The following is a 24,706-nucleotide window of genomic DNA, read 5'->3' on the forward strand; positions in this document are numbered from 1 at the left end:
CGCTGTGTCCACCCTTTCCGCCCTCGACACCGCCGCCGCCATCCGCCGCGGCGACCTGTCCGCCCGGGAGGCCGCCGAACAGGCGATCGCCCGCATCGAGGAGGCGAATCCGCGGCTCAACGCCGTCGTCGGCCGCCGCTTCGAGGCTGCTCTCGCGGAGATCGACGCCGGTCTCCCGGACGGCCCGCTCACCGGAGTCCCGTTCCTGGTCAAGGATCTCGGCACCGAAGTCGCCGGTCTCCCCGCCACTCAGGGCAGCGCGCTATTCGCCTCCGCTATGTCCACAGTGGACAGCGAACTGATCCGCCGCTACAAACGCGCCGGTTTGGTCATCCTGGGCACCACCAACACCCCCGAATTCGGCCTCAACGCGAGCACTGAGCCGCAATTGCACGGCTCCACGCACAACCCGCACGACCTCTCGCGCTCGCCAGGCGGCTCGAGCGGCGGTTCCGCGGCCGCCGTCGCCGCGGGCCTGGTCCCCGCCGCACACGCCACCGACGGCGGCGGCTCGATCCGGATCCCGTCGGCGATGTGCGGCCTGGTCGGCCTGAAACCCAGCCGCGGCCGCACCACCGGCGCCCCCGACTCCGGCACGCTGGCCGCGCCGGTCTCCGTCGCCCACGCGGTCACCACGACAGTCCGTGACAGCGCGGCCCTGCTGGACGCGATCGCCGGACCACTCCCGGGCGAAGCCTTCGCCGCCCCAACCCAGCCCGGCACCTTCCTCGACGCGACCCGCCGCGCTCCCGGCCGTCTCCGCATCGGCCTGGCCGCCCAAGCCCGAACCGGCGTCGATCCGCATCCCGCCTGCCTGGCCGCGGTGCAGCAGACGGCGAAACTCTGCGAGGAACTCGGCCACTATGTCGAGGAAACCGTCGCCCCGTTCGATTTCCCGGACGTTCGCACGACCGGCGGGGTGCTGATGGGCGCGGACCTGGTGGTGATCGTCGAAGACCAACTGGCCGCTTTGGGCCGGGAACTCCAGCCGGGCGACGTCGAGCCGTTCACCGAACTGCTGCTCGACCACTACCGCGGCTTGACCGCTAACCAGCTCCACCGCGCGCTGCGCCGGGCACAGGAGATCGGGTGGGAGGTCGGGCAGGTCTTCACCTCCTATGACGTGCTGCTCACGCCGACGCTGCCGCTCCCGACTCCGCCGCTGGGCTTGCTGGACACGACGGATCCCGCGTCGATCTACGAGCACGCGGGCGCGTATTCGGCGTGGACCAGCGTTTTCAACGTGACCGGGATGCCCGCGATCTCGCTCCCGCTGGGCCGGGACGACGACGGACTGCCGCTGGGGGTGCAGTTCGCCGCGGACCTGGGGCAGGAGGGGTTGCTGTTGTCGCTGGCGGCGCAGGTGGAGGAAGCGGCGCCCTGGGCCCACTGACCGTTCGTCAGTTGCGGACGATGGCCGATCCGCTGCTCGACAGGTTGGACATGATGACCAGGACCCCGATCAAGGTCAGGATCGCCCACATCACGACCACGGTGGTCACGATCAACGCGTGCCGCCGGATAGCCGCGAGCTGGCCGAGGATTTCCAGGTTGATCCTGTTCGCGTAGTCCGTCGGCCCGTCCGTCTCGGACGCTGCTTTGAGCCGCGCGGCGACTGCTTCGGGACTGGTAAATGCGTTCGCATGATAGCGAGGACGGGGCTTGAGTTCGGGCACAGTTGTTTCTCCTCCGGCTAAACACGGATAGACGCACGGGAATCGTCGAGCCAGGCCGTCGCGTTACCGCGCCGATGAATTCCCCGCCGATCGGCGAGGCTCCCGGTCACCGAGATCGCCGGAGCGGGCCCACCCTTCCGTTTCCTACCGTGACAAGGTGACTTCCACGACCCCCACCCCGCCCGATCCGCTGGCCCCCGCGCGGCTCGGGCCGGTGCAGTTGCGCAATCGCGTCGTCAAGGCGGCTACTTACGAGGGACTCAGCCACCACGGCCGGGTCACTCGGGATTTGGTCGATTTCCACGTCGGCTACGCGAAGGGCGGCGTCGGGATGACGACGGTCGCCTATTGTGCGGTCGCCAAGGAAGGCCGCACCGACCGGCATCAGATTTACTGGGCCGACGAAGCCCTGCCCGGACTGCGCGTGCTCACCGACGCGGTGCACGCGGAGGGCGCGGCGATTTCGGCGCAGATCGGGCACGGCGGGCCGGTCGCGAATCCGAAGGGCAACGGGCTGCCCGCGCTCGCGCCGAGCCGGTATTTCCACAAAACGACGCTCAGTTTCGCGCAGGAAATCGACCACGCCGGCATCGAACGCGTCAAACGCGCCCACGCCGACGCGGCCCTGCGCGCAATCGAATGCGGGTTCGACGCCATCGAGGTCCACTTAGGACACAACTATCTGATCAGTTCCTTCCTGAGCCCCAAACTCAACCACCGCACCGACGAATACGGTGGCTCGCTGGAAAACCGCGCCCGGCTCGCGCGCGACACGATGCGCGCGGTGCGCGACGCGGTCGGCGACCGGATCGCGGTGATCGTCAAAATGAACATGGACGACGGTGCGCCCGGCGGCTTTTGGCTCGACGAGGCGATCCCGGTAACGCAATGGCTCGAAGCCGACGGCACCTGCGACGCTCTCGAAATGACCGCGGGTTCGTCGCTGCTGAACCCGATGTATCTCTTCAAGGGCGACGCGCCGGTCCGCGAGTTCGCGGCAGTGATGCCGCAGCCGTTGAAGCTGGGTGTGCAGGCGGTGGGGAAGCATTTCATCCGCGAATATCCTTACCAGGACGCGTTTCTGCTCGAGGACGCGCGGCAGATCCGGGCCGCGGTGAAGCTGCCGATGGTGCTGCTCGGCGGGATCACCGACCGCGCGTCGATGGATTTGGCGATGCGGGAGGGATTCCAGTACGTCGCGATGGGCCGGGCTTTGCTGCGCGAGCCGGATTTGGTCAACCGGATCGCCGCTGAGCCGGAGACGCCGTCGTTGTGCATTCACTGCAACAAATGCATGCCGACGAACTTCACCGGGACGCGCTGTGTGCTGGTGGACCGGACCACGACTCGGGGTGCGGATTGGGGACAGCCCGCGGGTTACGTGGGCTGAGCCCTCAGCGGTTCTGCGGCAGATCCGACAGGTCCAGCACGAACCGGTACCGGACGTCGTTGCGTTCCAACCGGTCGAGGGCTTCGTTGACGCGCGCCGACGGGAGGAGTTCGATGTCGGCGGCGATGCCATGCCGGGCGCAGAACTCTAGCAGGGCGGCGGTCGCGGGACGGCCGCCGCTGCCCGCGGAGCTGAGTTTCTTGCGTCCTACCAACAGATCGATGGCCTGCACGGTGACCGAGCCGAGGTGCCCGACGTGGCTCAGGGTTCCGTCGAGGGCGACGAGCTTGAGGTAGGGCGCGACGTCGTGCGGGACGGCGATGGTGTCGATGACGACGTCGAACCGGTCCCGGGCCGCGGCCATCTGGCGCTCGTCGGTCGAGACGATCAGATCGTGGCTGCCCAGCCGACAGGCGTCGTCGGCTTTGTCGGCGGACCGGCTGATGACCGTGGTGTCGGCCCCGAGCGCGACGGCGAGTTTGACCGCGAGGTGCCCGAGTCCGCCGAGCCCGGCCACGGCGACCCGGGTGCCCGGTCCGACGCCGAGGGCTCGCAGCGGTTCCCAGACGGTGATCCCGGCGCACAGCAGGGGAGCGGCGGCCGCGGGGTCGAGCCCGGCGGGGAGCGGGTAGGCGAATTCGTCGCGGACGATGTACTCGCGGGAGAAGGCCCCCAGCGTGGCGGTCCCGTCGCGGCGGTCCGTGCCGCCGTAGGTCAGGGTGGGGAACTCGTGACAGAAGTTTTCCTGTCCTGCCTCGCACATCGCGCACGCGCCGCAGGAGTCGACGATGTTGCCGACCGCGACCTGGTCGCCGATGGCGAATCGGGTGACCTCGTGCCCGATCTCGGTGACCACGCCGGTGAACTCGTGGCCGGGCACCAAAGGCGCTTCGCCGGTGTGGGTGCGGACGGCGTGCAGATCGGTATGGCAGACGCCGCAGTAGTCCACGCGAACGGCGACGTCGTCGGCCCGTAGTTCTCGACGCCGCAACGAGGTCCGCCGTAACCCGGCGCGGTCGGCTTGCCAGCCCAGAGTGCTCCGCATGCTCGCCCCTCAAACAAACAGACTGTTCGGTCTATTGTCACGGTAGCGGCCGTACGCCGATTCGGCAAACAGACTGGTCTGTTGTTATCGTGCCCGGCATGGCCGACAAGCCCCTGACCTCGCGCGGAGCCGCCACCCGGCAGCGCATCCTGGACGTGGCGACCGGGGAGTTCGCCGAGCACGGGATCGCCGGGGCGCGCGTCGACCGCATCGTGGCCGCCGCCCGCACCAACAAGGCGCAGCTCTACGGCTACTTCGGCAGCAAGGAAGGGCTGTTCGACGCCATTTTCTCCGCCTCGCTGGAGCGGATCATGACCGTCGTGCCGATCGACGCCGCCGACCTCGCCGGCTGGGCCGTCCGCCTCTACGACGAGTACCTCCGCCGCCCCGACCTCATCCGGCTGGCCACCTGGGAGCGCCTGGAGCGCCGCCCGGCCGGACACCTCGTCGACGACAGCGACCGCCTCGACGACGCCAAACTGCGCGCCATCGCCGAGGCGCAAGCCGCGGGCATCGTCCGGGAAGGAGACCCGTTCGACCTGATGGCCATGGTCATCGCGATGTCGATGGCATGGTCGCCGGTCAGCAACGTTTACGCCGCCAGTGGCCAGGAAGCGCCGGAGCTGCACGAACAGCGCCGGGCTTTGCTTCGCGAGAGTGTGGAGCGGGTCATCGCACCCGGCTGAGCGAGCCCACCGCCTTGCTCACGTTTCCCGCGGAAAGTTCGTGAATCCCTTCCGATTGCTCCGCAAGTACCACCCCGAAGCCGCGAGCGTCCCGCCATCCACCGGAATCGTGTGGCCGGTGACGTAAGAAGCCGCGTCCGTGGTCAGGAATTCGATCACCTTCGCGTATTCGTCCACGTGCCCGAACCGCCCCAATGGCACCCACGTCTCGACCTTCGACGGATCGTTGTCGCGCAACATGGCGGCAGCGGGAGTCTGCTGGCTGTCCGCGAGATCCGGCGCGATCGCGTTCACCCGGACGCCATGCCGTCCCACGTCGACGGCCAGGCTCTTCGTGAAAGCCGAAACCCCGGCGTTGTAAGCGGAATACACCGCATGCCCGGGGATGCCGCGAAACGCTTCCACTGTCGAATTGTTCACGATGACACCCGCGCCGTGCGAGATCATGTGCGGCAGCACTCGGTGCGTGACCTTGAAGACGTGCAGCAGGTTCAGTTCGTGCAACCGCGCCCACTGCTCCGGCGTGCTGTGCAGGAAATCCCGCGAAGCGGGCCGGAAATCGCCGACATTGTTGACCAGGACGTCGATCCGGCCGTCGCCCAAGCGCAGCGCGGCAGCGGTAACCGCCTCGACCACCTCGTCCGCGACGATGTCGCCGATGACCGTTTCGCACGCGCCGCCAGCCGCCTCGATCGCGGCGCGCGTGTCGGCGGCGGCAGCGGGATCGATGTCGTTCAGCACGACCAGGTCCCCGCGCGCGGCGAGGCGGCGGCTGGTCGCCCCGCCGATCCCCAGCGCGCCGCCGGTGACGATGCTGACTCGCCGGATTGCTTCCTGTGGCATGGAAAACCTCCTCGTCCTCAACCTAGCATTTGTTTGGTAGGCTGAGCGCTCCCGGCGAGAAGGAGCAGCATGCCTGTCAGCTTCGACCTGACCGATCGCGTCGTCCTCGTCACCGGCGGAGCGCGCGGAGTCGGCGACGGCATCGTGGCGACGTTCCTCGAAGCAGGCGCCGAGGTCGAGATCTGCGGGCGTACCGAACCCGCGAAGCTGCGCGAGGTCGACGGCCGCCGGCCGCGGTTCACGCAGGTCGACGTGCGCGAGCCGGAGCAGGTCCAGAAGTGGCTTGAGGAGATCGGCGAGCGGCACGGGCGGCTTGACGTCGTCGTCAACAACGCCGGCGGCGCACCGTTCGCGCAGTTCGCCGAGGCCTCGCCGCGATTCCACCGCAAGATCAACGATCTCAACTTCCTCGCCGCGGCATACGTGCTGCACGCGGCACATCCGATCCTGCGCGAGACGCCCGGGGCGTCGGCGGTGAACGTAACGTCGATCTCGGCGCGGCGGCCCAGCCCGGGCACCGCGGTCTACGGCGCGGCGAAGGCGGCGCTGGAGAGTCTTACGACCAGTTTGGCTGTCGAGTGGGCGCCGCAGGTGCGGGTCAACGCGGTCAGTTGCGGATTGGTCGAGACGCCGGGTTCCGAGGACCACTACGGCGATCCGGCGCAGCGCGACGCGGTCGCCCGGACGATCCCGCGCGGACAGTTCGCGTCGCCGGCTGAGGTCGGCCAAGCCTGTCTGCTGCTTGCCTCACCGCTCGCGAGCCATGTCAGCGGAGCGGTGCTCAATGTGGACGGAGGCGGCGAATGGCCCGCTTTCCTCCAGCACACCCCGAACGCCTGAGGAGGACCTTGCTGTGCCCGAAGCCGTGATCGTCTCCGCCGCCCGCTCGCCGATCGGGCGGGCGTACAAGGGCTCGCTGAAAGACCTGCGCCCCGACGACCTCGCCGCGCAGATGGTCGAAGCCGCACTGGCGGCGGTCCCGGAGGTCGGCCGGATCGACGACCTGATGCTCGGCTGCGCGCAACCGGCCGGGGAACAGGCGTACAACCTGGGCCGGATGGTCGCGCTGCGGCTCGGCCTCGACGCGGTGCCCGGCACGACTGTGCACCGGTATTGCGCGTCTTCGCTGCAAACCACGCGGATGGCGATGCACGCTATCCGCGCTGGCGAAGGCGACGTGTTCGTCTCGGCGGGCGTCGAGTGTGTTTCGCGGTTCTCCCAAGGAAAAGCCGACGGCATGCCGGACACGAAGAACCCGTTGTACGCCGATGCGATGGCTGTGACCGAGAAGCGCGCAGGCGGCGGTCTGCAGTGGACAGACCCGCGGAAAGATGGTGCGCTGCCGGACGTTTACATCGCGATGGGCGAGACTGCGGAGAACGTCGCTGACCATTGTGGAGTGTCCCGAAAGGACCAGGACGCGTTCGCCGTGCGCAGCCAGAACCTCGCCGAAGCGGCGGGGGAGTTCTGGCAGAAGGACATTACGCCGGTGACCTTGCCGGACGGCACGGTGGTGTCCACCGACGACGGTCCGCGCGCGGGCGTGACGCTGGAGAAGGTATCTCAGCTCAAGCCGGTGTTCCGTCCGGACGGGACGGTCACCGCGGCAAACTGCTGCCCGCTCAACGACGGTGCGGCCGCGCTCGTGGTGATGAGCGACGTCCGGGCGCGCGAGCTGGGCATCCAGCCGCTGGCGCGGATCGTCGCCACCGGGGTGTCCGCGTTGAGCCCGGAGATCATGGGGCTCGGGCCGGTCGAAGCGAGCCGGCAGGCGCTGGGCCGGGCCGGACTGTCCGTCAAGGACATCGACCTGGTCGAGATGAACGAAGCCTTCGCCGCGCAGGTGCTGCCGTGCGTCGACCAGCTGGGCCTGGACCTCGACCGCGTCAACGTGCACGGCGGGGCGATCGCGCTGGGCCACCCGTTCGGCTCAACGGGCGCGCGGATGGCGACGACGCTGCTGCACGGCCTCCAGGAGCGGGACGCGACCTTCGGCCTGGAGACGATGTGCGCGGCGGGCGGACAGGGCATGGCGATGGTGCTGGAGCGGCTCGCCTGACCACCGGCGGAGCGTGTGTGGCGTTGCCGGTGAGAACCGGCAACGCCGCGCACGACCCCGTCCGGCTCACCTCACCCGCCCAGCTCTCGCTTCACGATCTTCCCGCTGGCATTCCTCGGCAGCTCCTCGATCGCCACGAACTCGCGCGGCACCTTGAAATTCGCCAGCCGCTCCCGGCAGTACTCCCGCAGCGCCGCCGGATCCAGCTCGACCCCCGCCCACAGCGTCACGTAAGCGCGGCCCACCGAGCCCATCCGCTCGTCGTCCACGCCGATCACCGCGGCCTCGACGACGTCCGGGTGCGTGCTCAGCACGTTCTCCACCTCGGCCGGGTACACGTTGAACCCGCCGACGGTGAACATGTCCTTCAGCCGCCCGGTGATCTTGACGCAGCCGTGCTCGTCCAACTGTCCGACGTCGCCGGTGTGCAGCCATCCCTCGGCGTCGATCGCCGCCGCGGTCGCGTCCGGGTCGTCGAAGTAGCCGAGCATCACGAACTCGCCCCGGATGAGGATTTCGCCGTCGGCGTCGACCGGCACGTCCTTGCCCTCGCCGTCGACCGCCCGGATCTCCAGCCCGGGCACCGCCGGTCCGGTCGTGTGCGCGACGTGCAGCGGGTCCTCGTTCGGCCGCGATTGGGTCGCGACGACGCATTCGGTGAGCCCGTACGCCTGCGCGACCTGCTCGAAGCCGAGGATTTCCAGCATGTCCGAGAACAGGTTCTCCGGCACCGAAGCCGCGCCGGCGATCGCGAAGCGCAGCGACGACAGGTCGAATTCGCCGCGTCGAGGGTGGTTGATCAGCGTGGTGAAGATGGTCGGCGCCCCGGGCAGCACTGAGATCCCGACTCGCTGGACCAGTTCCATCAACGCGACCGGGTCGAAGGTCAGCACCGGGTAGATCGTCGTGCCCGCGGTGATCGCCGCGACCACCCCGGCCTTGTAGCCGAAGGAGTGAAAGAACGGGTTCACGATCGCGTAGTTGTCCGCGGGCGTGAGCGACGCGCCTTTCGCCCATACGTCCGCGACGCCGATCGTCTGCGCGTGCGTGCTCATCACGCCCTTGGGCACGCCGGTGGTGCCCGAGGTGTACAGGATGTCCGCCACCGTGGAAGGCGTCACCGACGATTCATCGACGGCCGAAACCGACTCCGCGCCAGCGAGGAATTCGTTCCACGGCAACGCGACGCCGTCCGAACCGAGGTCGATCACGGTGTGCAGCCGCGGAAGCCCGGGCACAACGGAACCGCCGGAACCAGACCGGGACGCGGCCTCAGTCAGCATCCCGAGGTAGTCATTACCGAGAAACCCGTTGCACAGCACCAGCACCGAAGCGCCGGACCGCTCCAGCACCACCCGGGCCTCCTCGCCGCGGTACCGGGTGTTGATCGGCACCAGCGCCGCGCCGAGGCACTGCGCGCCCAGGAACGTCAGAATGAACTCGACCCGGTTCGGCGACCACACCGCGACCCGGTCGCCGGAGCGGACGCCGACCGCGGCCAGCGCGCGGGAAACGGTGCGTACCCGCTCCCGCAACCCGGTCCAGGACAGCTGTGTCGTACCGTCGACCACAGCCGGTGCGTCGCCGTGGCGGCGGGCGGCTTCGTCGAGCAGAGCGGGAATCGTGCGAGGCGTCGACACGCGGGTCTCCTCACTGAACAAGTGCTTGTTCGGTAGCATAGGGGAAAGCAGCGGGCAGGAAGGGATCCATGCGATGACTCCGCGAACCGGCCGGGCTCCGGCGAAAAACGGCGGCACCCGGCGCGGAGAGCTGCTGGGCATCGCCGCGCAGCTGTTCGCGACCCGGGGCTACTCCCAGACCACCGTCCGCGACATCGCCGACGAGGCGGGCATCCTTTCGGGGAGCCTGTACCACCATTTCGCGTCCAAAGAGGACATGCTCCGCGAAATCCTCAAGGAGTTCATGGACGACCTGCTGGCCGCGTTCACCGAGATCGCCGGGAAGGACGGCACGCCGCGCGAGCAGTTCGACGCGCTGGTGTACACCGCCTTCGCGACCATTCACGACCGGCCGTTCGCGGTGGCGCTCTACCAGAACGAATCGGCCGTCGTCGGCAGTCTCGCCGATTTCGAATTCGTCGGGAAGACGTCGCTGAAGATCGAAAAACTGTGGCTCAGCGTGCTCCAGGCGGGCCGCGAGACCGGCGAACTCCGCGCCGACCTCGAGGTGAGCCTGGTGTACCGGTTCATCCGGGACACCGTCTGGTCGTCGGTCCGCTGGTACAACCCGCGCGGAAAGCTCCGCCACGACGTCGTGGCGGAGCAGTACCTCGCGATGCTGTACGGCGGGTTGCTCGCCGGCTGAGCGGTTCAGGACCGGGACACCTTGACCTCCCGGTCCCGGGCGGCCTTCGGATCGAGCACGGTGCGGATCAGGTCCAATTCGTGCTCGTTCGGCTCCCGGGACACCCCGGCTCCGCTGAAGTCCAGCTCGAAGCCGGTGTTCTCGCGCACCTCGTCCTCGGTGACGCCCGGGTGCAGCGACCGCACCTTCAGCCGTCCGTCCTCGTCGTAGTCGAGCACCGCCAGGTCGGTCACCACCACGCCGAGGTCGTGGAACCGCAGCGCCGTCGAGGTGTGCGCGCGGGCCCGGTCGTTGCCGACGCCGGACACGATGTCGACCCGGTCCACGAACACCCGGCTCGAATGCCGGCTCACCCAGTAGTCGGTGCGGTGGTTGACCGTGTTGCCCGGCGCGCCGCGCATGCCGATGAGCTGGCGTTTCGGCTTCCGCCAGTCGCCGATCAGCGAGATGTTCTGGTTGCCGAACCGGTCGATCTGGCTCGCGCCCATCATCGAATGCCGCCGCCCGGTGTTGAGGATGTCGAAGATCCGGCCGAACGGGGCCCAGGCCTCGACGGTGCCGCCCGCCGCGGCGGTTTTGCCCAGCGGCGGCGGGTCGGCCATGAAGTGGCATTCGCCGTCGGACAGCACCAGTTCGGGGGAGTGGGTGAGCCGCGCCAGCCGCGCGCTGATCGCCGGGACCGTGCCGACCGCGTGGGCCAGCACCTCGCCGGAGCCGCGCCACGCGTCGGAGCACGCGGCGATGCAGATCTCGGCGCGGGTTGCGGGGGCAGTCATGCGGACTCCTTCTCGGTCGCGCGGTGGAAGGCGCGCACTGCTTCGTGGTAGCTGGCCTCGTCGCCGGTCAGGAACGTCTCGCGGAACTGCTTCCACGAGACCTCGTCCTGCGCGGACTGCGCGTAATGCCGCTGGAACGCCTCGTCGCGGCCGTAATCCGGGTCGCACGAGGTGAAGTGCGCGCCGTTCGGAGCCTCGATCACGCCGTTCACGAACATCCGGCTGATCAGCAGCGACGTCGACCGCTCGGTCGCGGTGAGGTCCTCGGTGTCCACGATCTTCTCGACGCTCAGCAGCGTTTTGTCCGACGCCATCGCGAACAGGTCGTCGAAGTACGGGTCCGGGCCGAGGAACTGGCCGTTGCCGAGGGTGTCGCTGCGGTTGAGGTGCAGCAGCGAGACGTCCGGGCGCACCGCGGGCACCGCGATGTAGACGTCGTCGTCATACGGCGACGCGACGGTCTTCAGCTCCGGGTTCATCAGCAGCACGTCGCTCTCCAGCCCGGACCGCGTCGGCAGGAACGACAGCCGGTTGGCACCCGCCCGCAGCGCGGCGACGAACATGCCTTCGTCATACTCCGTTGTCTCGACTCGGCCTCCCTCGCGCGCGGCGCGGAAATGCGGGTCGAGCGGGATCGTGTCGAGCGAGACGAACCCGTAGATCACCCGGCGCACCTTGCCCGCCGCGCACAGCAGCCCGACCTCGGGCCCGCCGAAGGTGACCAGCGTGAGGTCTTCGACGTCGCTGCGCAGCAGTTCGCGCACCATCGCCATCGGCTTGCGCCGCGACCCCCATCCGCCGATCCCGACGGTCATCCCGGACCGGACGTACTCGGTGACGCCGTCCAGGGTCATGGACTTGCCGCCCATTCGTTCCTCCATCTTTTGCTTGCTCAGGCGGGCAGTTGGACCAGTTCGACGCGGACCCGGTCCGGATCGAGCACGTACACCGCGCGGCAGCCCGCCATCGGATGGCTGGTGACGATCGGCTCGGACACCGCCGCGACCCCGCGTCCGCGCAGCCGCTCCAGCGTCGCGTCCAGGTCGTCGACGGTGATCGCGACGTGCGCCGCTCCCGCTTGCCCGTGGTCCGGGTCGATCCGCGTCGGCGACCCGTTTTCGTACTGCAGCAGCTCGACCACCGTGTCGCCGTCGCCGGCCGACACGAAGCTCTGGCGCACGATCACCCCCGGATATCCGGTGACCTCGTCGATCCGCGGACCGCTGCGCTCGAACGGTCCTTCGACGCTGCCGCCGAGCAGATCGCGGTAGAACTCGGTCGACGCGGCGAGGTCGTGCACGGTGATTCCGACGTGGTGGATCATGCGTCGCTCCGAAGCCGTGCCCGGTGTTCGCGGGCGTCGCCGAAGAGGTGCGCCAGCGCGTGCGCTCGTTTGAAGTACAGCTGCGCGTCGTGCTCCCAGGTGATCGCGATTCCGCCGTGCAGCTGGACTGTTTCGGCCGCTACCGCGGTGAAAGCCTCGCTGCACCAGGATTTCGCGTACGCCGCGTGCTGGACGAGATCGTCGCCGTTGCTGGCCGCGAACCCGGCCGCCCACGAGATCGAGCGCGCGGTTTCCACCTGCACCAGCATGTCCGCGACCCGGTGTTTCAACGCTTGGAACGAGCCGAGCGGACGGCCGAACTGCTCGCGTTCCTTGAGGTGCGCGACAGTTCGGTCCAAACAGGACTGTGCGCCGCCGACTTGCAAGGCGGTGCAAGCGATTGCGGCGATGGCGTGCAGCCGGGGGAGCGCTTCGGTGAAGTCGTCCGCGAGCAATGTCGCTGGCGTGTCGCGGAATTCGACCTGGGCGAACCTGAGCGTCTGGTCGACCGCTGGTGTCGCCTCAGCCGTCGCGGAAGTCTGGAACAGCGCGGGGCGTCCGTCAGCCATCGCGACCACCAGCAGGTGTGCCGCCTGCGCACCGTCCAGCACCAATGTCGCGGTGCCGTTCAGGGTTCCGTCCGTAGCGACCACGTCCGAACCGTCGGTTCGATGCCGTCCGGCGCGATCCGCCCAGGCCAGCGCGACGACCTCGCCCGCAGCGATCTCGGGGAGCAGCGCCGGTGCGTCAGCGGCCAGTAATGCCTGCGCGGCAAGCACTCCAGACCCCAGCAGCGGCGACGGCGTCAGACTCGCGCCCAGCTCTTCCAGCACCACGTGCGTTTCGAACAGGCTGAACCCGGCCCCGCCGTGCTCCTCGGGAATGGCCAGCGCCGCGACGCCGATCTGCTCGCACAGCGCGGACCACAATTCGGTGTCGTATCCGGTCGGCGAGTCGATCGCCGCTCGCAGATCGGTCTTCGCGGCTCGTCGCTGGACCAGCCCGCGGACGGCGGCGGCGAGTTCCCGCTGCTCATCGGTCAGCGCGAAGTGCATCAGCGGCCCCTCATCAGGCTCTCCAGCACCCGCGCGCGGTGCACGGACGGCGTGCCCCAGCAGCCCACGAGCGCTCGGACGCGCAGCAGCCACAGGCTCAGGTCGCATTCGAGCGTGTAGCCGATCGCGCCGTGCAGCTGCAGTCCGGTGCGCGCGGCGAGCTGGGCCGCGTCCGACGTCGCGACCTTCGCCGCCGAGATCGCCCGGGCGCTGGGCTCGCGGGCCGCGCCGAGCAGCAGGGGACGGGCGAAATCGAGCGCCACTCGGACGTCTGCGGCAGCGTGCTTGAGCGCTTGGTACTCGCCGATCACGCGCCCGAACTGGCGTCGTTGGCCGAGGTACGCGACGGTGTCGGCCAGCATCCGCTCGCCGCAGCCCAGCAGTTCCGCCGCGCAAGCGAGGCTGGCGAGGTCGAGCGCCTCTGCGCGCTTCTCCGGGGCGAGCGGCTGAGTGTCGGCACCGGCGGTGACCTCGAACAGATGCCGGGAAGGATCGACCGACTGCAGCGGGCAGCCGATTTCCGCCCGTGCCAGCGAATCTCCGACCACGAAGACGTCCGTCGCGACATCCGCATCCAGCGCGTACGGAGTGTGCGGCGCGCTCGCGAAGGTCACCATCGCGTCCCCGGAAGCCAGCGAGGACAGCAACGAAGCGTCCGTGAGCAGCGCGGGCGCGGCGGCGATGGACTCGATCACCGGACCCGGAACGCCGTGATACCCGAGACGCTCGAAGGCCACGATCAGATCGACCGGGGTCCCGCCGACGCCGCCGTATTCCTCGTCCACGCCGAGCGCGGTGACGCCCAGTTCGGCCAGTTGCTTCCACAGCTTCAGCCCGGGTTCCGGCCGCTTGGTCGCCCAGGACCGGTTGACGCCGGGGACGTCGGCCGCGCCCAGCAGGGCGTCCAGCGCTTCGGCGAACGCGCGCTGTTCGGCGGACAGCCGGAACTTCATGCTTGTGCCTTCCTGCGTTCGCCGCGGGGGAGGCCGAGCAGGCGTTCCGCGACGATGTTGCGCTGGATTTCGTTGGTGCCGGCGTAGATCGGGCCGCCGAGGGCGAACAGGTAGTCCTCCATCCAGCGCCCGCCGGCCGTCGCGCCGGGGCCGAGCAGCTCCTGGTCCGGGCCGAGCAGGTCCAGCGCCGTTTCCTGGATGCCGAGGTCGAGCCCGGTCCAGAAGAGCTTGTTGACGCTGCCCGCCGCGCCGACGTCGCCGCCGTTCTGGACGTGGTCGACGGTGTCCCAGGTGTAGAGCCGGTAGGACTCGGCCTTGATCCAGGCGTCGGCTACGCGGTCGCGCAGGTGCGGGGCTTCGGCGCCGCGCTCGGCCCAGAGGTCGAGCAGCCGGTCCGCCGCCGCGAGGAACCGGCCCGGCGAACGCAGCGACAGGCCGCGTTCGTTGCCCGCCGTGCTCATCGCGACGCGCCAGCCGTCGCCGACGCCGCCGAGGACGTCCTGATCAGGCACGAAGACGTCGTCGAAGAAGATCTCGGCGAACCCGCTGTCGCCGTCGAGCTGCGCGATCGGCCGGACGGTGACGCCGTCGGAGTCGAGCGGGAACAGGAAGTACGTGAGGCCGCGGTGCCGTTCGGCTTCCGGGTCGGAGCGGAACAGGCCGAAACCCCAGTCGGCGAACGGGGCGCGGGAGCTCCAGATCTTCTGCCCGCCCAGGACCCAGCCGCCGCGCTCGTCGTCGCGGACGGCGGTGCTGCGGATCCCGGCGAGGTCGCTGCCCGCCTCCGGCTCGGACCAGGCTTGCGCCCAGATCCGGGTGCCGTTGGCGGTCAGCGGCAGGTGTCGCTGGCGCTGATCGTCGGTGCCGTGCTCGAAGATGATCGGGGCCAGCAGCGAAATGCCGTTCTGCGCGATCCGGGTCGGCGCGCCGCTGAGGTAGTACTCCTCCTCGAACAGCACCCACTCGGTCAGCGTCGCGTCGCGGCCGCCGTATTCGGCGGGCCAGGTGACCACGGACCACCGGCCCTCGGCGAGCTTCGCTTCCCACTCGCGGTGCGCGCGGGCGCCGTCTTCGGTGTCCATCGACGGCAGCGGGCCGGGGCTGTTCTCCTTCAGCCAGGCACGGGCCTCCGCGCGGAACTCTTCCTCCGCGGCGGTGAATTCCGGGCTCATGACTCTCCCGCAGCCTTCTTGTTGGCCTTCGCCATCGACCGCGCGTCGAGCCCGGCGAGCGAATCGGTGTCCAGCTCGGCGTTGTGCGCGTGCGCGGCGTGGTGCAGGCCGAACACCGAGTCCATTCCGGACCGCATGCCCATCAGGTCTTCTGCCTGATTGACTGCCTTCTTCGTGAGCGCCAGGCCCAGCTGCGGCATCTGCGCGATCCGCTCGGCGATCGCGAACGTCGCCTCTTCGAGCTCGGCGCGCGGCACGACGTGGTTGACCATGCCGAGCGCCTGCGCGCGGTCCGCGCCGAACCGGTCGCCGGTGTAGAGGAACTCCTTCGCCGCGCGCGGGTTCATCACCCACGGATGCGCGAAGTACTCGACGCCCGGGATGCCCATCCGCACGACCGGGTCGGAGAAGAACGCGTCGTCGGAGGCCACGATGAAGTCGCACGACCACGCGAGCATCAGTCCGCCCGCGATGCACGCGCCCTGCACCATCGCGATCACCGGCTTCGGGATCTCCCGCCAGCGCCGGCACATGCCGAGGTAGACCTCGGACTCGCGGGCGAAGCGGGAATCGACGCCCGCCCGGTCGGTGTGGTCCCACCAGATGACCGCTTTGCGCTCGAAACTCTGGTCGATGTCGCGCCCGGGGGTGCCGATGTCGTGCCCGGCGCAGAAGTGCTTGCCGTTGCCCGCCAGCACGATCGCCTTGACGTCCGGGTCGTCCACCGCCTTCGTGAAGGCGGCGTCCAGGGCGTAGGTCATCTTCGAGTTCTGGGCGTTGCGGTACTGCGGCCGGTTCAGCGTGACGACCGCGACCGGACCGCGCACCTCGTACGTCACGACCTGCTCGTCGGTGCTTTCTTCGGTTCCGCTCAACGCGCATCACTCCTTCTCGGTTCGGCGGCGATGCTACCAAACAAGTGCTTGGTTTGGTAGCGTGGCGGGACCGGCACCGGCGGACCAGGAGGACGGGTGGATCTTCGCTACACCCCCGAGGACGAGCAGTTCCGCGCCGACGTGCGCGCGTGGCTCGGCGACCACCTCGCCGGCGAATTCGCCGCGTTGAAGGGCCTCGGCGGATCCGGGCGCGAGCATGAGGCACCGGAGGAGCGCCAGGCGTGGAACCAGCACCTGGCGGCGCACGGCTGGACGTGCCTTGGCTGGCCGGTCGAGTACGGCGGGCGCGGGCTGAGCTTGCTGCAGCAGGTGATCTTCCACGAGGAGTACGCCCGGTCGGATGCGCCTGCTCGGGTCAATCACCTTGGCGAGGAGCTGCTCGGGCCGACCTTGATCGCGCACGGCACTGACGAGCAGCGGCGACGGTTCTTGCCGGGGATCGTCGGCGTCACTGAGCTGTGGTGTCAGGGCTATTCCGAGCCTGGTGCCGGGTCTGACCTGGCTGGGGTGCGCACGCGGGCGCGGCTGGACGGCGGCGAGTGGGTAATCGACGGGCAGAAGATCTGGACGTCGCTCGCTCAGCACGCGCAGTGGTGCTTCGCGGTGGTGCGGACTGAGGCCGGGTCTCGGCGGCACGCTGGACTGTCGTATCTGCTGGTGCCGATGGATCAGCCCGGGGTCGAGGTGCGGCCGATCCGGCAGCTGACCGGGACCAGTGAGTTCAACGAGGTCTTCTTCGACGGGGCTCGGACCTCGGAGTCCCTGGTGGTGGGCGCGCCCGGGGACGGGTGGCGGGTCGCGATGGCGACGCTCGGGTTCGAGCGCGGGGTGTCGACTATCGGGCAGCAGGTCGGGTTCGCCCGGGAATTGGCGGGGATTGTCGCCACCGCCAGGTCGAACGGGCGTTATGACGATCCGGTTGTGCGAGATCGGTTGGCGCAGGCGTCTGTGGGCCTTGAGGTGTTGCGGGTGCATGCGTTGCGGACGTTGAGCGCGTATGAGGCTGGGTCACAGGGGTCGGAGGCTTCGGTGTCGAAGCTGCTGTGGGCTCGGTGGCATCGGGAGCTGGGGGAGCTGGCGATGGACGTCCGCGGCGGGTCTGCGTTGACTGCCGCCGGTTCTTACGATCTTGACGCGCAGCAGACGCTCTTCTTGTTTAGCCGGGCCGACACGATTTACGGCGGTTCGGACGAAATTCAGCGAAACATTATTGCCGAGCGGGTGCTTGGCTTGCCTAAGGAGCCGCGACCGTGAGTGTCAAACCGGAACAGCCCGTGCCGGACTACGTGCCTGGACATGGGTTGCTTGCTGAGCGCGTCGTTGTGGTGACTGCGGCTGCTGGAGCGGGGATTGGTGCGGCTGTGGCCCGGCGGTGTCTTGAAGAGGGGGCTCGGGCGGTCGTAATCGGGGACACGCACGAGCGGCGGCTTGGGGAGGCGGCTTCCAAGCTGGGGGCGGAGTTCGGCGTCGAGCGGGTTGTTTCGGTGGTGTGCGATGTGACCAAGGAGGAGCAGGTCGCTGCTCTGCTTGACGCTGCCGAGCCGTTCGGCGGGGTTGAGGTGATGGTCAACAACGCCGGGCTCGGGGGTACGGCTTCGATCACCGAGATGACCGACGAGCAGTGGTCGTTGGTGCTCGACGTGACTTTGACCGGGACTTTCCGGTGTATTCGGGCGGCTTCCCGGCGGATGATCGCTCGCGGTGCCCGGGGGGTGATCGTCAACAACGCTTCGGTGATCGGCTGGCGGGCGCAGGAGGGGCAGGCGCATTACGCCGCGGCTAAGGCCGGGGTGATGGCGTTGACTCGTTCTGCGGCGATGGACTTGGCTCCGTCGGGGATTCGGGTCAATGCCGTGTCGCCCAGTCTGGCGATGCATCCGTTCCTGGAGAAGGTCACCAGTGCTGAACTGTTGACCGAACTGAAGGGGCGCGAGGCGTTCGGGCGGGCTGCCGAGCCTTGGGAAGTCGCCAATGTGATGGTGTTTCTCGCCAGTGCTTATTCGTCTTATCTCACCGGTGAGGTTGTCTCGGTGAGCAGTCAGCATCCCTGATCCTGCTGGAGGATTTCGTGCCTGAGGCATATGTGGTGGACGCGGTTCGCACTCCGGTGGGACGGCGGGGTGGTTCGCTCGCCGGGATGCATTCGGCTGATCTGGGAGCGCACGCGATCAGTGCGCTGGTTCAGCGGACTGGGATTGATCCGGGTGCGGTCGACGACGTCGTGTTCGGGTGTTGCGACACGATTGGGTCGCAGGCCGGGGATGTCGCTCGGACTGCCTGGTTGGTGGCGGGGCTGCCGGACCATGTGCCCGGCGTGACCATCGACCGGCAGTGCGGGTCCAGTCAGCAGGCGGTGCATTTCGCGGCGCAGGGCGTGATGTCCGGGACCGCGGATCTGATTGTCGCCGGGGGAGTGCAGAATATGTCTGCTATTCCGATTTCCTCGGCGATGGTGGTGGGGCAGCAGTTCGGGTTCAGCACGCCGTTCGCGGAGTCGCCCGGGTGGGTGGCCCGGTACGGGGATCAAGAGGTTTCGCAGTTTCGGTCAGCGCGGATGATTGCCGAGAAGTGGGGGCTTTCCCGGTCTTCTCTTGAGGAATTCGCTCTGGAGAGCCATCGTCGCGCCTCGGCCGCGATCGACGCTGGCCGGTTCTCGCGGGAGATTTCGCCGGTGGGCGAGTTCTCGGTGGACGAGGGGCCTCGGCGGGATACTTCCCTGGAGAAGATGGCTGGGCTCAAGCCTCTTGAGGAGGGCAGCCCGATCACGGCCGCGGTGGCGTCGCAGATCAGTGACGGGGCTGGGGCTTTGCTGATCGCCTCCGAACGGGCGGTGGCGGAGCACGGGTTGACGCCGCGGGCCCGGGTGCATCACATCAGCGTGTACGGGGCGGATCCGGTGTGGATGTTGACTGCGCCTATTCCGGCTACTCAGCGGGCGTTGGAGAAGACCGGGCTGTCAGTGGACGATATTGACTTGTTCGAGTGCAATGAAGCGTTCGCGCCGGTGGTTTTGGCTTGGATGCAGGAGATTGGTGTGCCGCATTCGAAGGTCAATGTCAATGGGGGTGGGATTGCGTTGGGGCATCCGATCGGGGCTACTGGGGCTCGGTTGATGACTACGTTGTTGCATGAGCTGGAGCGGACTGGCGGGCGGTACGGGCTGCAGGTGATGTGCGAGGGTGGCGGGCAGGCGAATGTGACTGTTCTCGAACGTCTTTAGGCTGCGGTTTCGTACGGATCGGCTTGTGCGGTTGGGGCACCCCGAAGCTTGATTGTGACTACGGCGCGGAGGTGCTTGTCAAGGCGGGAAAGATGCCTTGACAAGCACCCCCGAACCGCAGAGAAGGCTTCGTATCGGGGTTGGGGGGGCGGGGTGGGTGGCTCCAACGGTGGGTGCGTCGGCTGCGGTTCGCTGGTCGTGAGGGGAACCCTGGGGGACTCAGAGTCCGTGAAGGTGGCCCTCACGGACATGTTGCTGCCGCTAGAAAGCCGTGAAGGGCTCCTTGGGGGAATTAGATTCCCTCAAGGAGCCCTTCACGGACAGACGTTGCTCAGTAAGTCGGCAGGCTCGGGTCGATCTGCCGTGCCCAGGCCAGGACACCGCCACCGAGGTGCGTGGCGTCCTTGAAACCGGCCGCGTGCAGCGCCGCCAGTGCCTCGGCCGAGCGGGCGCCGGACTTGCAGTGCAGGACAATCGGCTTGTCTTGCGGCAGTTCTGCCAGTGCTTCGCCGGAAAGGATGCGGTCCTTCGGGATCAGCGTGGCGCCCTTGATGTTGACGATCTCGTACTCGTGCGGCTCGCGGACGTCGATCAGGGCGAAGTCCTCGCCCGCGTCGAACTTGGCCTTGAGTTCCGCGGGGGTCAGGGTGCTGCCGGAGGCGGCCGAGGCGGCTTCGTCCGACACGACGCCGCAGAAAGCCTCGTAGTCGATCAGTTCGGTGATCTTCGGGGTCTCCGGGTCCTTGCGGATCTTGACCTCGCGGTACTTCATCTCCAGCGCGTCATACGAGATCAGCCGCCCGAGAAGCGGTTCTCCGATGCCGGTGATGAGCTTGATCGCCTCGGTCACCATGATCGAGCCGATCGACGCGCACAGCACGCCCAGCACGCCGCCTTCGGCGCAGGACGGGACCATGCCGGGGGGCGGCGGCTCGGGGTACAGATCCCGGTAGTTGAGACCCTTGCCGTTCGGGGCGTCCTCCCAGAAGACGCTCACCTGGCCTTCGAACCGGAAGATCGAACCCCACACATACGGCTTGCCGAGCAGCACCGCCGCGTCGTTGACCAGGTAGCGGGTGGCGAAGTTGTCGGTGCCGTCGAGGATCAGGTCGTACTGCTCGAAGATCTCCAGCGCGTTCGCCGATTCGAGCCGCTCCGTGTGCAGGTGCACCTTGACCAGCGGGTTGATCTCGGCGATCGACTCCTGCGCCGACGCGGCCTTGAGCTTGCCGACGTCGGACTGGCCGTGGATCACCTGGCGCTGCAGGTTGGATTCGTCGACGACGTCGAAGTCGATGATGCCGAGCGTGCCCACGCCGGCGGCCGCCAGGTACAGCAGCGCCGGGCTTCCGAGGCCGCCCGCACCGATGACCAGGACCTTCGCGTTCTTCAACCGCTTCTGCCCGACCACCCCGACGTCCGGGATGATCAGGTGACGGCTGTACCGGGCCACCTCGTCCTTGGTGAGCTCGGCTGCCGGCTCGACGAGCGGCGGCAGTGCCGTGTCTGACATCGGGTCCTCCATACTCGCGCGGGTCGCGTAGTCGATCCCAGTATCCCCAACGCGCGCTGGCAAGAGGGACTTCCCTGCTCCCAGATGGTGGGACTCTGTTACTGGCCCGGCGGAGTCGGGTTCGGCCACGCGTTCGGCTTGCACACGTGATGGTCCGCGGCGACCTTGCCCCGGTCGCCGCCGGGGATGTTGTTGAGCATCGCGACGTAGTCGTCGTTCACGCCGAACGACTGCTGCATCATCACCGGCGCGGGCTGGTCGTTTCCCGGACAGCCCACGTGATTGTTGCCCAGCGCGTGCCCGACCTCGTGGTTGATGGCGTACTGCCGGTACCCGGTCATGTCGGACATGTAGACCTTCGCGCCGCGCACCCAGCGGGACAGGTTGATCAGCACCCGGCCCATGCTGCGCCGGTAACAGGAGGCCTCGAATTTGATCTGGAACCCGCACGCGTCCGGCCGGTGCGTCGTGTCCGGCGTGGTGAGACTCACCCGGAAATCCGGGTTCGGATAGCTCGCGTCGACCCGCTTCAACCGGATCTCGCCGTTCCAGGTCCAGCTGCGCGGATCGGACAAAATGCCCTGGACCGCGGTGCCGAAGCTGTCGTCGCCCGCGTAGCTGGCCGGGTCGATGCCGTCCTCGACCTCGACGGTGTAGGTGTAGAGCTTCCCGGACTTGCCGACGACGTCGCTGGATCCGGACAAGGGCACGACGTGCCAGGTGCCCTTGCCGGTCTGGGTGAAATTGCCGCCGTTGGGCAGGTCGGCGGTGGGCACGTTGAGGTTCACCGGCTGCGCGGGGTTCTCCGGGATGCCGCCGCCGCCGTCGATCGCGCCCGAGGACGAATCGCCGGACGCGACCTCGCCGCTGCTGCCCGCCGTACCCGCGTCGGACGGGCCGGAGGCGGTGTTGACCGCGACCAGCACGGTGATCACGGCCAGGATCGGCAGCGCGTACACGCGCCAGCCGTAGGTCTTCACGAACCGGCCGAACGGCGACTGCTGCTTCTTCTTCGACGCCGGGCGCTTCTCCCCGTCGTCCTTAGGCTTCCAGGCGGCCGCGAGCGGCTCCGCGCTGGTACGGCGTCCGCCCGGCCGGTACCGGTCCTCGCCGACGCGCTGGGCGGGCTTGCGCGCGGGCCGGTACTGGCCGACGCGCGGAGAGTCGGACTCCGGATCGCTCGAACCGGAAGATTCGGATGGCACCGAAGCCCCTGAACGCCGGGCCGACCCGGCGGTCGGGCCCCGCCGGTCTTTCGCTCGCGCGTCCTGCTTCAGCCGGTCCACCGATCCAGGGTGCCACACGGCGGCGACGTTCCCGGCAGCGACTGGCGGGCTCCCCGGCGATCCGCGGTCCCCCGTTCGGGCTACCAGGAGCCCCGGTCCGCGCCCTCCCACAGACCGAGCACGGCCCGCGCGACCACCTGCGGACGTTCCATCTGGGCGACGTGTCCGGTGCGCGGGAGGACCAGCATCCGGGCGTGCGGAATCGTCTGCGCGGTCCGCGGCGCGCGCTTGACCGAGATCACCCGGTCGTGGAGTCCCCAGACCACCAGCGTCGGAGCCTGGACCTGTTTGGCGACCGACCACAGCGATCCGGCGCCGAGCGCGGTCCAGCGCCGGAAGATGCCGAACGTGCTCCGCTCCATCGCGGCCAGCGCCCACGGGAAGCCCGCGCGCGCGGCGTGCTCCTCGACCAGTTCGTCGAGCCGGGCGTCCGGGAACCGCGCCGGATCGTGGAAGCACAGCTTGATGACCTGCGCGGCGCGTTCGCGGGCGGTCATCCCGGCCATCCGGCGGCGCACCCGGGCGCCGACCACCGGGAGGTAGGCCAGCGCCATCAGCGGATCGGACAGCCGGCGCGGGTCCGGGCGGCGGTCCGGCATCGCCGGGGAGATCAGGGTGAGAGTTCTCACGAGCTCCGGCCGCCGCGCCGCGAGCAGCAGCGCGATCGCGCCGCCCATCGAGTTGCCGAGCAGATGCACCGGTTTGCCCAGCTGCTCGAGCCGGTTCGCGATGACCTCGGCGTGGTCGTCCAGCCCGAAGGCGAATCCGTCCGCGGGCTCCGAATAGCCGAATCCGGGCAGGTCAACGGCTTGTCCGGGTGCGGTCGGGGCGAGCAGCGCGGCGAGGTCGGTCCAGTTCGTGGCCGATCCGCCGAGCCCGTGCACGTACACCGCGGGCGTGCCGTCGGGGCCGGGCGTGTGCCGGATGTGCAGGCCGTCTTCGACCGTTCCCGGCCAGGCAGGCAGCGCCCCGTCGAGCGGCGGAAGGGGCGTAGTCGACAATGGCACCTGGGTCACCGGCGGGCGGACCGCCGCCGCGGCCGTGGGGCGGGAGGTCGTGGTCGTCACGAGTCCAGGATGCCTGACCCTTGGCATTTCGGGCGTACCCACGAGTAATGTCAGGTTCACTTCACGCGGTGGTGAACCCGCCCGGCGAAGGCTGCGGACGGAGGAAGAATGACGGAGATGGCGCGACTGCAACGAGGCGTCCGGTTGCCAAGGACCGAGCGCCGGGCCCAGTTGCTGACAGCCGCGCAGCGCGTCTTCGCCGAGCACGGCTACCACGCGGCGGCGATGGACGAGATCGCCGAAGAGGCCGGCGTCAGCAAGCCGGTGCTCTACCAGCACTTCCCCGGCAAGCTCGACCTGTACATCGCGCTGCTGGAAAGCCACGTCGACGACCTCGTCGGCCGCGTGCAGGGCGCGCTGAACTCCACCAGCGACAACCGCCAGCGCGTCCCGGCCACGGTCGGCGCGTTCTTCGACTTCGTGAACAACGACGCGGGCGCGTTCCGCATGGTCTTCGAGTCCGACCTGCGCGGCGAGCCCGCGGTGCAGGAGGCGGTGGACCGCGCGACCTCGGCCAGCGTCGAGGCCATCACCGAGACGATCACCTCCGACGCCGGTCTGGACGAGGAGAAGGCCCGTCTGCTGGCGGTCGGCCTGGTCGGGATGAGCCAGGTCAGCGCGCGCTACTGGCTGCAGCACAACCAGTCGATGAGCCGCGAGGACGCCGTGGCGCTCACCGCGAACCTCGCGTGGCGCGGCATCGGCGGCGGGTTCCCGCTCAAGGACAACTGACTCCGTGCCCGCCGCGCGCACAGTGGCGGTGCCGGGCACGCTCTGCAGCCCGCGGATCTACGCACCGCTGGCGGCCGCGCTGCCCGGCGAACTGGACGCGGTCGACTGGATGACCGCGCCGGGCCCGTGGCGGATCGAAGACGTCGCGGCGCGGGTCGCCTCGCGGATTGAGCAGCACGACGGCCCGGTCACGCTGGTCGGACACTCCACCGGTGGCTGCATCGCGACGGTCGTCGCGGCCACCCGGCCGGACCTGGTGTCCGGGCTGCTGCTCGCGAACACCGGCGCGCACATGCGCGGCCACGGCGACGTCGACCGGATCCTCGCCACGATCGCCTCCGCCTGGGGCCCTGACCTGCACGCCGCGATCCTCGACCGGTCCTTCGCCGTCCCGTTGCCGCCGGACCTGCGCGCCGAACTGCTCGCCTACGCCGCCCGGGTCCCGGCCGAGGCCGCGCTGGAAGTCCTGACGAGCCAACGGGATCTGGACCTCACGCCGCGGCTGGCGTCGATCCGCTGTCCGGTCACGGTGCTGCACGGAGTCCACGACCGGGCCCGCACTCTCGCCGACGCCCAGCACCTCGTCGACCACCTGCCGGACAGCGAACTCGTCACCGTCGAGACCGGGCACTCCCCGATCTGGGAAGACGTCCCCGCCACCGTTGCCGCCCTCGAACGGCTCCGCTAG

Annotated in this window: 25 protein-coding genes; 11 read left to right on the forward strand and 14 right to left on the reverse strand. The window is 68.9% G+C overall.

The features are described from left to right. The first annotated feature begins 4 nt into the window (after window positions 1–4). Window positions 5–1,393: an amidase family protein gene (locus ABZX37_RS33225; protein ID WP_354746310.1), complete on the forward strand. Its 1,389-nt coding sequence runs from the start codon at window positions 5–7 to the stop codon at window positions 1,391–1,393. A 7-nt stretch (window positions 1,394–1,400) separates the two neighbouring features. On the opposite strand, the gene ABZX37_RS33230 is transcribed toward ABZX37_RS33225, so the two are convergent. Next, a complete protein-coding gene (locus ABZX37_RS33230; RefSeq protein WP_354746312.1) occupies window positions 1,401–1,676 on the reverse strand; it encodes a hypothetical protein in 276 nt (91 codons plus the stop codon). Between the two features lie 157 nt (window positions 1,677–1,833). Between ABZX37_RS33230 and ABZX37_RS33235 the strand changes: the two genes are divergently transcribed. Then, the gene (locus ABZX37_RS33235; protein ID WP_354746314.1) at window positions 1,834–3,066 is read left to right on the forward strand and encodes an NADH:flavin oxidoreductase; all 1,233 of its coding nucleotides are present in this window, start codon (window positions 1,834–1,836) and stop codon (window positions 3,064–3,066) included. 4 nt (window positions 3,067–3,070) lie between these two features. Here ABZX37_RS33235 and ABZX37_RS33240 read toward each other — a convergent pair whose 3' ends face one another. Further along, window positions 3,071–4,111 (reverse strand): NAD(P)-dependent alcohol dehydrogenase, encoded by a 1,041-nt coding sequence (locus ABZX37_RS33240; RefSeq protein WP_354746316.1) that lies wholly within the window; start codon window positions 4,109–4,111, stop codon window positions 3,071–3,073. 98 nt (window positions 4,112–4,209) lie between these two features. Here ABZX37_RS33240 and ABZX37_RS33245 point away from each other — a divergent pair, with 98 nt between their 5' ends. Continuing rightward, window positions 4,210–4,797 carry a TetR family transcriptional regulator gene (locus tag ABZX37_RS33245; protein ID WP_354746318.1) on the forward strand — a complete coding sequence of 196 codons (588 nt, stop codon included), beginning with the start codon at window positions 4,210–4,212 and terminating at the stop codon, window positions 4,795–4,797. Between the two features lie 18 nt (window positions 4,798–4,815). Here the strand turns inward: ABZX37_RS33245 and ABZX37_RS33250 are convergent, their stop codons facing one another. Continuing rightward, a complete protein-coding gene (locus tag ABZX37_RS33250; RefSeq protein ID WP_354746320.1) occupies window positions 4,816–5,640 on the reverse strand; it encodes an SDR family NAD(P)-dependent oxidoreductase in 825 nt (274 codons plus the stop codon). Between the two features lie 69 nt (window positions 5,641–5,709). On the opposite strand from ABZX37_RS33250, the gene ABZX37_RS33255 reads away from it, so the two are divergent. Continuing rightward, entirely contained in the window at window positions 5,710–6,480 is a 771-nt protein-coding gene (locus ABZX37_RS33255; protein WP_354746322.1) for an SDR family oxidoreductase, read from the forward strand. 13 nt (window positions 6,481–6,493) lie between these two features. After that, the gene (locus ABZX37_RS33260) at window positions 6,494–7,699 is read left to right on the forward strand and encodes an acetyl-CoA C-acetyltransferase (RefSeq protein WP_354746324.1); all 1,206 of its coding nucleotides are present in this window, start codon (window positions 6,494–6,496) and stop codon (window positions 7,697–7,699) included. 71 nt (window positions 7,700–7,770) lie between these two features. Here ABZX37_RS33260 and ABZX37_RS33265 read toward each other — a convergent pair whose 3' ends face one another. Continuing rightward, window positions 7,771–9,339 (reverse strand): AMP-binding protein, encoded by a 1,569-nt coding sequence (locus tag ABZX37_RS33265; RefSeq protein WP_354746326.1) that lies wholly within the window; start codon window positions 9,337–9,339, stop codon window positions 7,771–7,773. A gap of 73 nt (window positions 9,340–9,412) precedes the next feature. On the opposite strand from ABZX37_RS33265, the gene ABZX37_RS33270 reads away from it, so the two are divergent. Then, window positions 9,413–10,024, forward strand: a complete 612-nt coding sequence (locus ABZX37_RS33270) for a TetR/AcrR family transcriptional regulator (protein ID WP_354746328.1) — start codon at window positions 9,413–9,415, stop codon at window positions 10,022–10,024. Between the two features lie 5 nt (window positions 10,025–10,029). Here the strand turns inward: ABZX37_RS33270 and ABZX37_RS33275 are convergent, their stop codons facing one another. The 7 genes from ABZX37_RS33275 to ABZX37_RS33305 are packed head-to-tail and all read right to left on the reverse strand — an operon-like array spanning window position 10,030 to window position 16,179. Further along, window positions 10,030–10,800: a CoA-transferase gene (locus ABZX37_RS33275; RefSeq protein ID WP_354746329.1), complete on the reverse strand. Its 771-nt coding sequence runs from the start codon at window positions 10,798–10,800 to the stop codon at window positions 10,030–10,032. After that, window positions 10,797–11,669 carry a CoA-transferase gene (locus ABZX37_RS33280; RefSeq protein ID WP_116202410.1) on the reverse strand — a complete coding sequence of 291 codons (873 nt, stop codon included), beginning with the start codon at window positions 11,667–11,669 and terminating at the stop codon, window positions 10,797–10,799. Before ABZX37_RS33280 ends, ABZX37_RS33275 begins: the two co-directional genes overlap by 4 nt. Window positions 11,670–11,692: 23 nt before the next feature. After that, complete coding sequence (locus tag ABZX37_RS33285; RefSeq protein WP_354746332.1) at window positions 11,693–12,124, reverse strand: VOC family protein; 432 nt, start codon at window positions 12,122–12,124, stop codon at window positions 11,693–11,695. Continuing rightward, window positions 12,121–13,179 carry an acyl-CoA dehydrogenase family protein gene (locus tag ABZX37_RS33290; protein ID WP_354746334.1) on the reverse strand — a complete coding sequence of 353 codons (1,059 nt, stop codon included), beginning with the start codon at window positions 13,177–13,179 and terminating at the stop codon, window positions 12,121–12,123. Before ABZX37_RS33290 ends, ABZX37_RS33285 begins: the two co-directional genes overlap by 4 nt. Then, on the reverse strand, window positions 13,179–14,132 hold the full coding sequence (locus ABZX37_RS33295; RefSeq protein ID WP_354746336.1) for an acyl-CoA dehydrogenase family protein: 954 nt from the start codon (window positions 14,130–14,132) through the stop codon (window positions 13,179–13,181). Before ABZX37_RS33295 ends, ABZX37_RS33290 begins: the two co-directional genes overlap by 1 nt. After that, a complete protein-coding gene (locus tag ABZX37_RS33300; RefSeq protein WP_354746338.1) occupies window positions 14,129–15,304 on the reverse strand; it encodes an acyl-CoA dehydrogenase family protein in 1,176 nt (391 codons plus the stop codon). The genes ABZX37_RS33295 and ABZX37_RS33300 overlap by 4 nt, the downstream gene beginning before the upstream one ends. Further along, window positions 15,301–16,179, reverse strand: a complete 879-nt coding sequence (locus ABZX37_RS33305; protein ID WP_037812239.1) for an enoyl-CoA hydratase — start codon at window positions 16,177–16,179, stop codon at window positions 15,301–15,303. Before ABZX37_RS33305 ends, ABZX37_RS33300 begins: the two co-directional genes overlap by 4 nt. A 96-nt stretch (window positions 16,180–16,275) precedes the next feature. Between ABZX37_RS33305 and ABZX37_RS33310 the strand changes: the two genes are divergently transcribed. The 3 genes from ABZX37_RS33310 to ABZX37_RS33320 are packed head-to-tail and all read left to right on the forward strand — an operon-like array spanning window position 16,276 to window position 19,420. Continuing rightward, on the forward strand, window positions 16,276–17,454 hold the full coding sequence (locus ABZX37_RS33310) for an acyl-CoA dehydrogenase family protein (RefSeq protein WP_354746339.1): 1,179 nt from the start codon (window positions 16,276–16,278) through the stop codon (window positions 17,452–17,454). Continuing rightward, window positions 17,451–18,251 carry an SDR family oxidoreductase gene (locus ABZX37_RS33315; protein WP_354746340.1) on the forward strand — a complete coding sequence of 267 codons (801 nt, stop codon included), beginning with the start codon at window positions 17,451–17,453 and terminating at the stop codon, window positions 18,249–18,251. Before ABZX37_RS33310 ends, ABZX37_RS33315 begins: the two co-directional genes overlap by 4 nt. Before the next feature lie 17 nt (window positions 18,252–18,268). Continuing rightward, window positions 18,269–19,420, forward strand: coding sequence for an acetyl-CoA C-acetyltransferase (locus ABZX37_RS33320; RefSeq protein WP_354746342.1), 1,152 nt, complete (start codon window positions 18,269–18,271; stop codon window positions 19,418–19,420). 331 nt (window positions 19,421–19,751) lie between these two features. Here ABZX37_RS33320 and moeZ read toward each other — a convergent pair whose 3' ends face one another. The 3 genes from moeZ to ABZX37_RS33335 form a co-directional block, all read right to left on the reverse strand. Continuing rightward, entirely contained in the window at window positions 19,752–20,933 is a 1,182-nt protein-coding gene (gene moeZ / locus ABZX37_RS33325) for an adenylyltransferase/sulfurtransferase MoeZ (protein ID WP_354746344.1), read from the reverse strand. A 98-nt stretch (window positions 20,934–21,031) separates the two neighbouring features. After that, complete coding sequence (locus ABZX37_RS33330) at window positions 21,032–22,219, reverse strand: DUF3152 domain-containing protein (protein WP_354746346.1); 1,188 nt, start codon at window positions 22,217–22,219, stop codon at window positions 21,032–21,034. 80 nt (window positions 22,220–22,299) lie between these two features. Continuing rightward, window positions 22,300–23,286, reverse strand: coding sequence for an alpha/beta fold hydrolase (locus tag ABZX37_RS33335; RefSeq protein ID WP_354746348.1), 987 nt, complete (start codon window positions 23,284–23,286; stop codon window positions 22,300–22,302). 108 nt (window positions 23,287–23,394) lie between these two features. On the opposite strand from ABZX37_RS33335, the gene ABZX37_RS33340 reads away from it, so the two are divergent. Both ABZX37_RS33340 and ABZX37_RS33345 read left to right on the forward strand, forming a co-directional pair. Continuing rightward, the gene (locus ABZX37_RS33340) at window positions 23,395–24,018 is read left to right on the forward strand and encodes a TetR/AcrR family transcriptional regulator (RefSeq protein ID WP_067585865.1); all 624 of its coding nucleotides are present in this window, start codon (window positions 23,395–23,397) and stop codon (window positions 24,016–24,018) included. Between the two features lie 4 nt (window positions 24,019–24,022). After that, entirely contained in the window at window positions 24,023–24,706 is a 684-nt protein-coding gene (locus ABZX37_RS33345) for an alpha/beta hydrolase (RefSeq protein ID WP_354746350.1), read from the forward strand.

Source organism: Amycolatopsis sp. NPDC004079, from assembly GCF_040610415.1.
Taxonomy (GTDB): Bacteria; Actinomycetota; Actinomycetes; order Mycobacteriales; family Pseudonocardiaceae; genus Amycolatopsis; species Amycolatopsis halotolerans.

What these genes read in the sequence shown, in the direction of transcription:
- ABZX37_RS33240 (WP_354746316.1), bottom strand. Translation starts at nt 4,111, where the DNA reads ATGCGGAGCACTCTGGGCTGGCAAGCCGACCGCGCCGGGTTACGGCGG.
- ABZX37_RS33245 (WP_354746318.1), top strand. Translation starts at nt 4,210, where the DNA reads ATGGCCGACAAGCCCCTGACCTCGCGCGGAGCCGCCACCCGGCAGCGC.
- ABZX37_RS33250 (WP_354746320.1), bottom strand. Translation starts at nt 5,640, where the DNA reads ATGCCACAGGAAGCAATCCGGCGAGTCAGCATCGTCACCGGCGGCGCG.
- ABZX37_RS33255 (WP_354746322.1), top strand. Translation starts at nt 5,710, where the DNA reads ATGCCTGTCAGCTTCGACCTGACCGATCGCGTCGTCCTCGTCACCGGC.
- ABZX37_RS33270 (WP_354746328.1), top strand. Translation starts at nt 9,413, where the DNA reads ATGACTCCGCGAACCGGCCGGGCTCCGGCGAAAAACGGCGGCACCCGG.
- ABZX37_RS33275 (WP_354746329.1), bottom strand. Translation starts at nt 10,800, where the DNA reads ATGACTGCCCCCGCAACCCGCGCCGAGATCTGCATCGCCGCGTGCTCC.
- ABZX37_RS33280 (WP_116202410.1), bottom strand. Translation starts at nt 11,669, where the DNA reads ATGGGCGGCAAGTCCATGACCCTGGACGGCGTCACCGAGTACGTCCGG.
- ABZX37_RS33285 (WP_354746332.1), bottom strand. Translation starts at nt 12,124, where the DNA reads ATGATCCACCACGTCGGAATCACCGTGCACGACCTCGCCGCGTCGACC.
- ABZX37_RS33290 (WP_354746334.1), bottom strand. Translation starts at nt 13,179, where the DNA reads ATGCACTTCGCGCTGACCGATGAGCAGCGGGAACTCGCCGCCGCCGTC.
- ABZX37_RS33295 (WP_354746336.1), bottom strand. Translation starts at nt 14,132, where the DNA reads ATGAAGTTCCGGCTGTCCGCCGAACAGCGCGCGTTCGCCGAAGCGCTG.
- ABZX37_RS33300 (WP_354746338.1), bottom strand. Translation starts at nt 15,304, where the DNA reads ATGAGCCCGGAATTCACCGCCGCGGAGGAAGAGTTCCGCGCGGAGGCC.
- moeZ (WP_354746344.1), bottom strand. Translation starts at nt 20,933, where the DNA reads ATGTCAGACACGGCACTGCCGCCGCTCGTCGAGCCGGCAGCCGAGCTC.
- ABZX37_RS33340 (WP_067585865.1), top strand. Translation starts at nt 23,395, where the DNA reads ATGACGGAGATGGCGCGACTGCAACGAGGCGTCCGGTTGCCAAGGACC.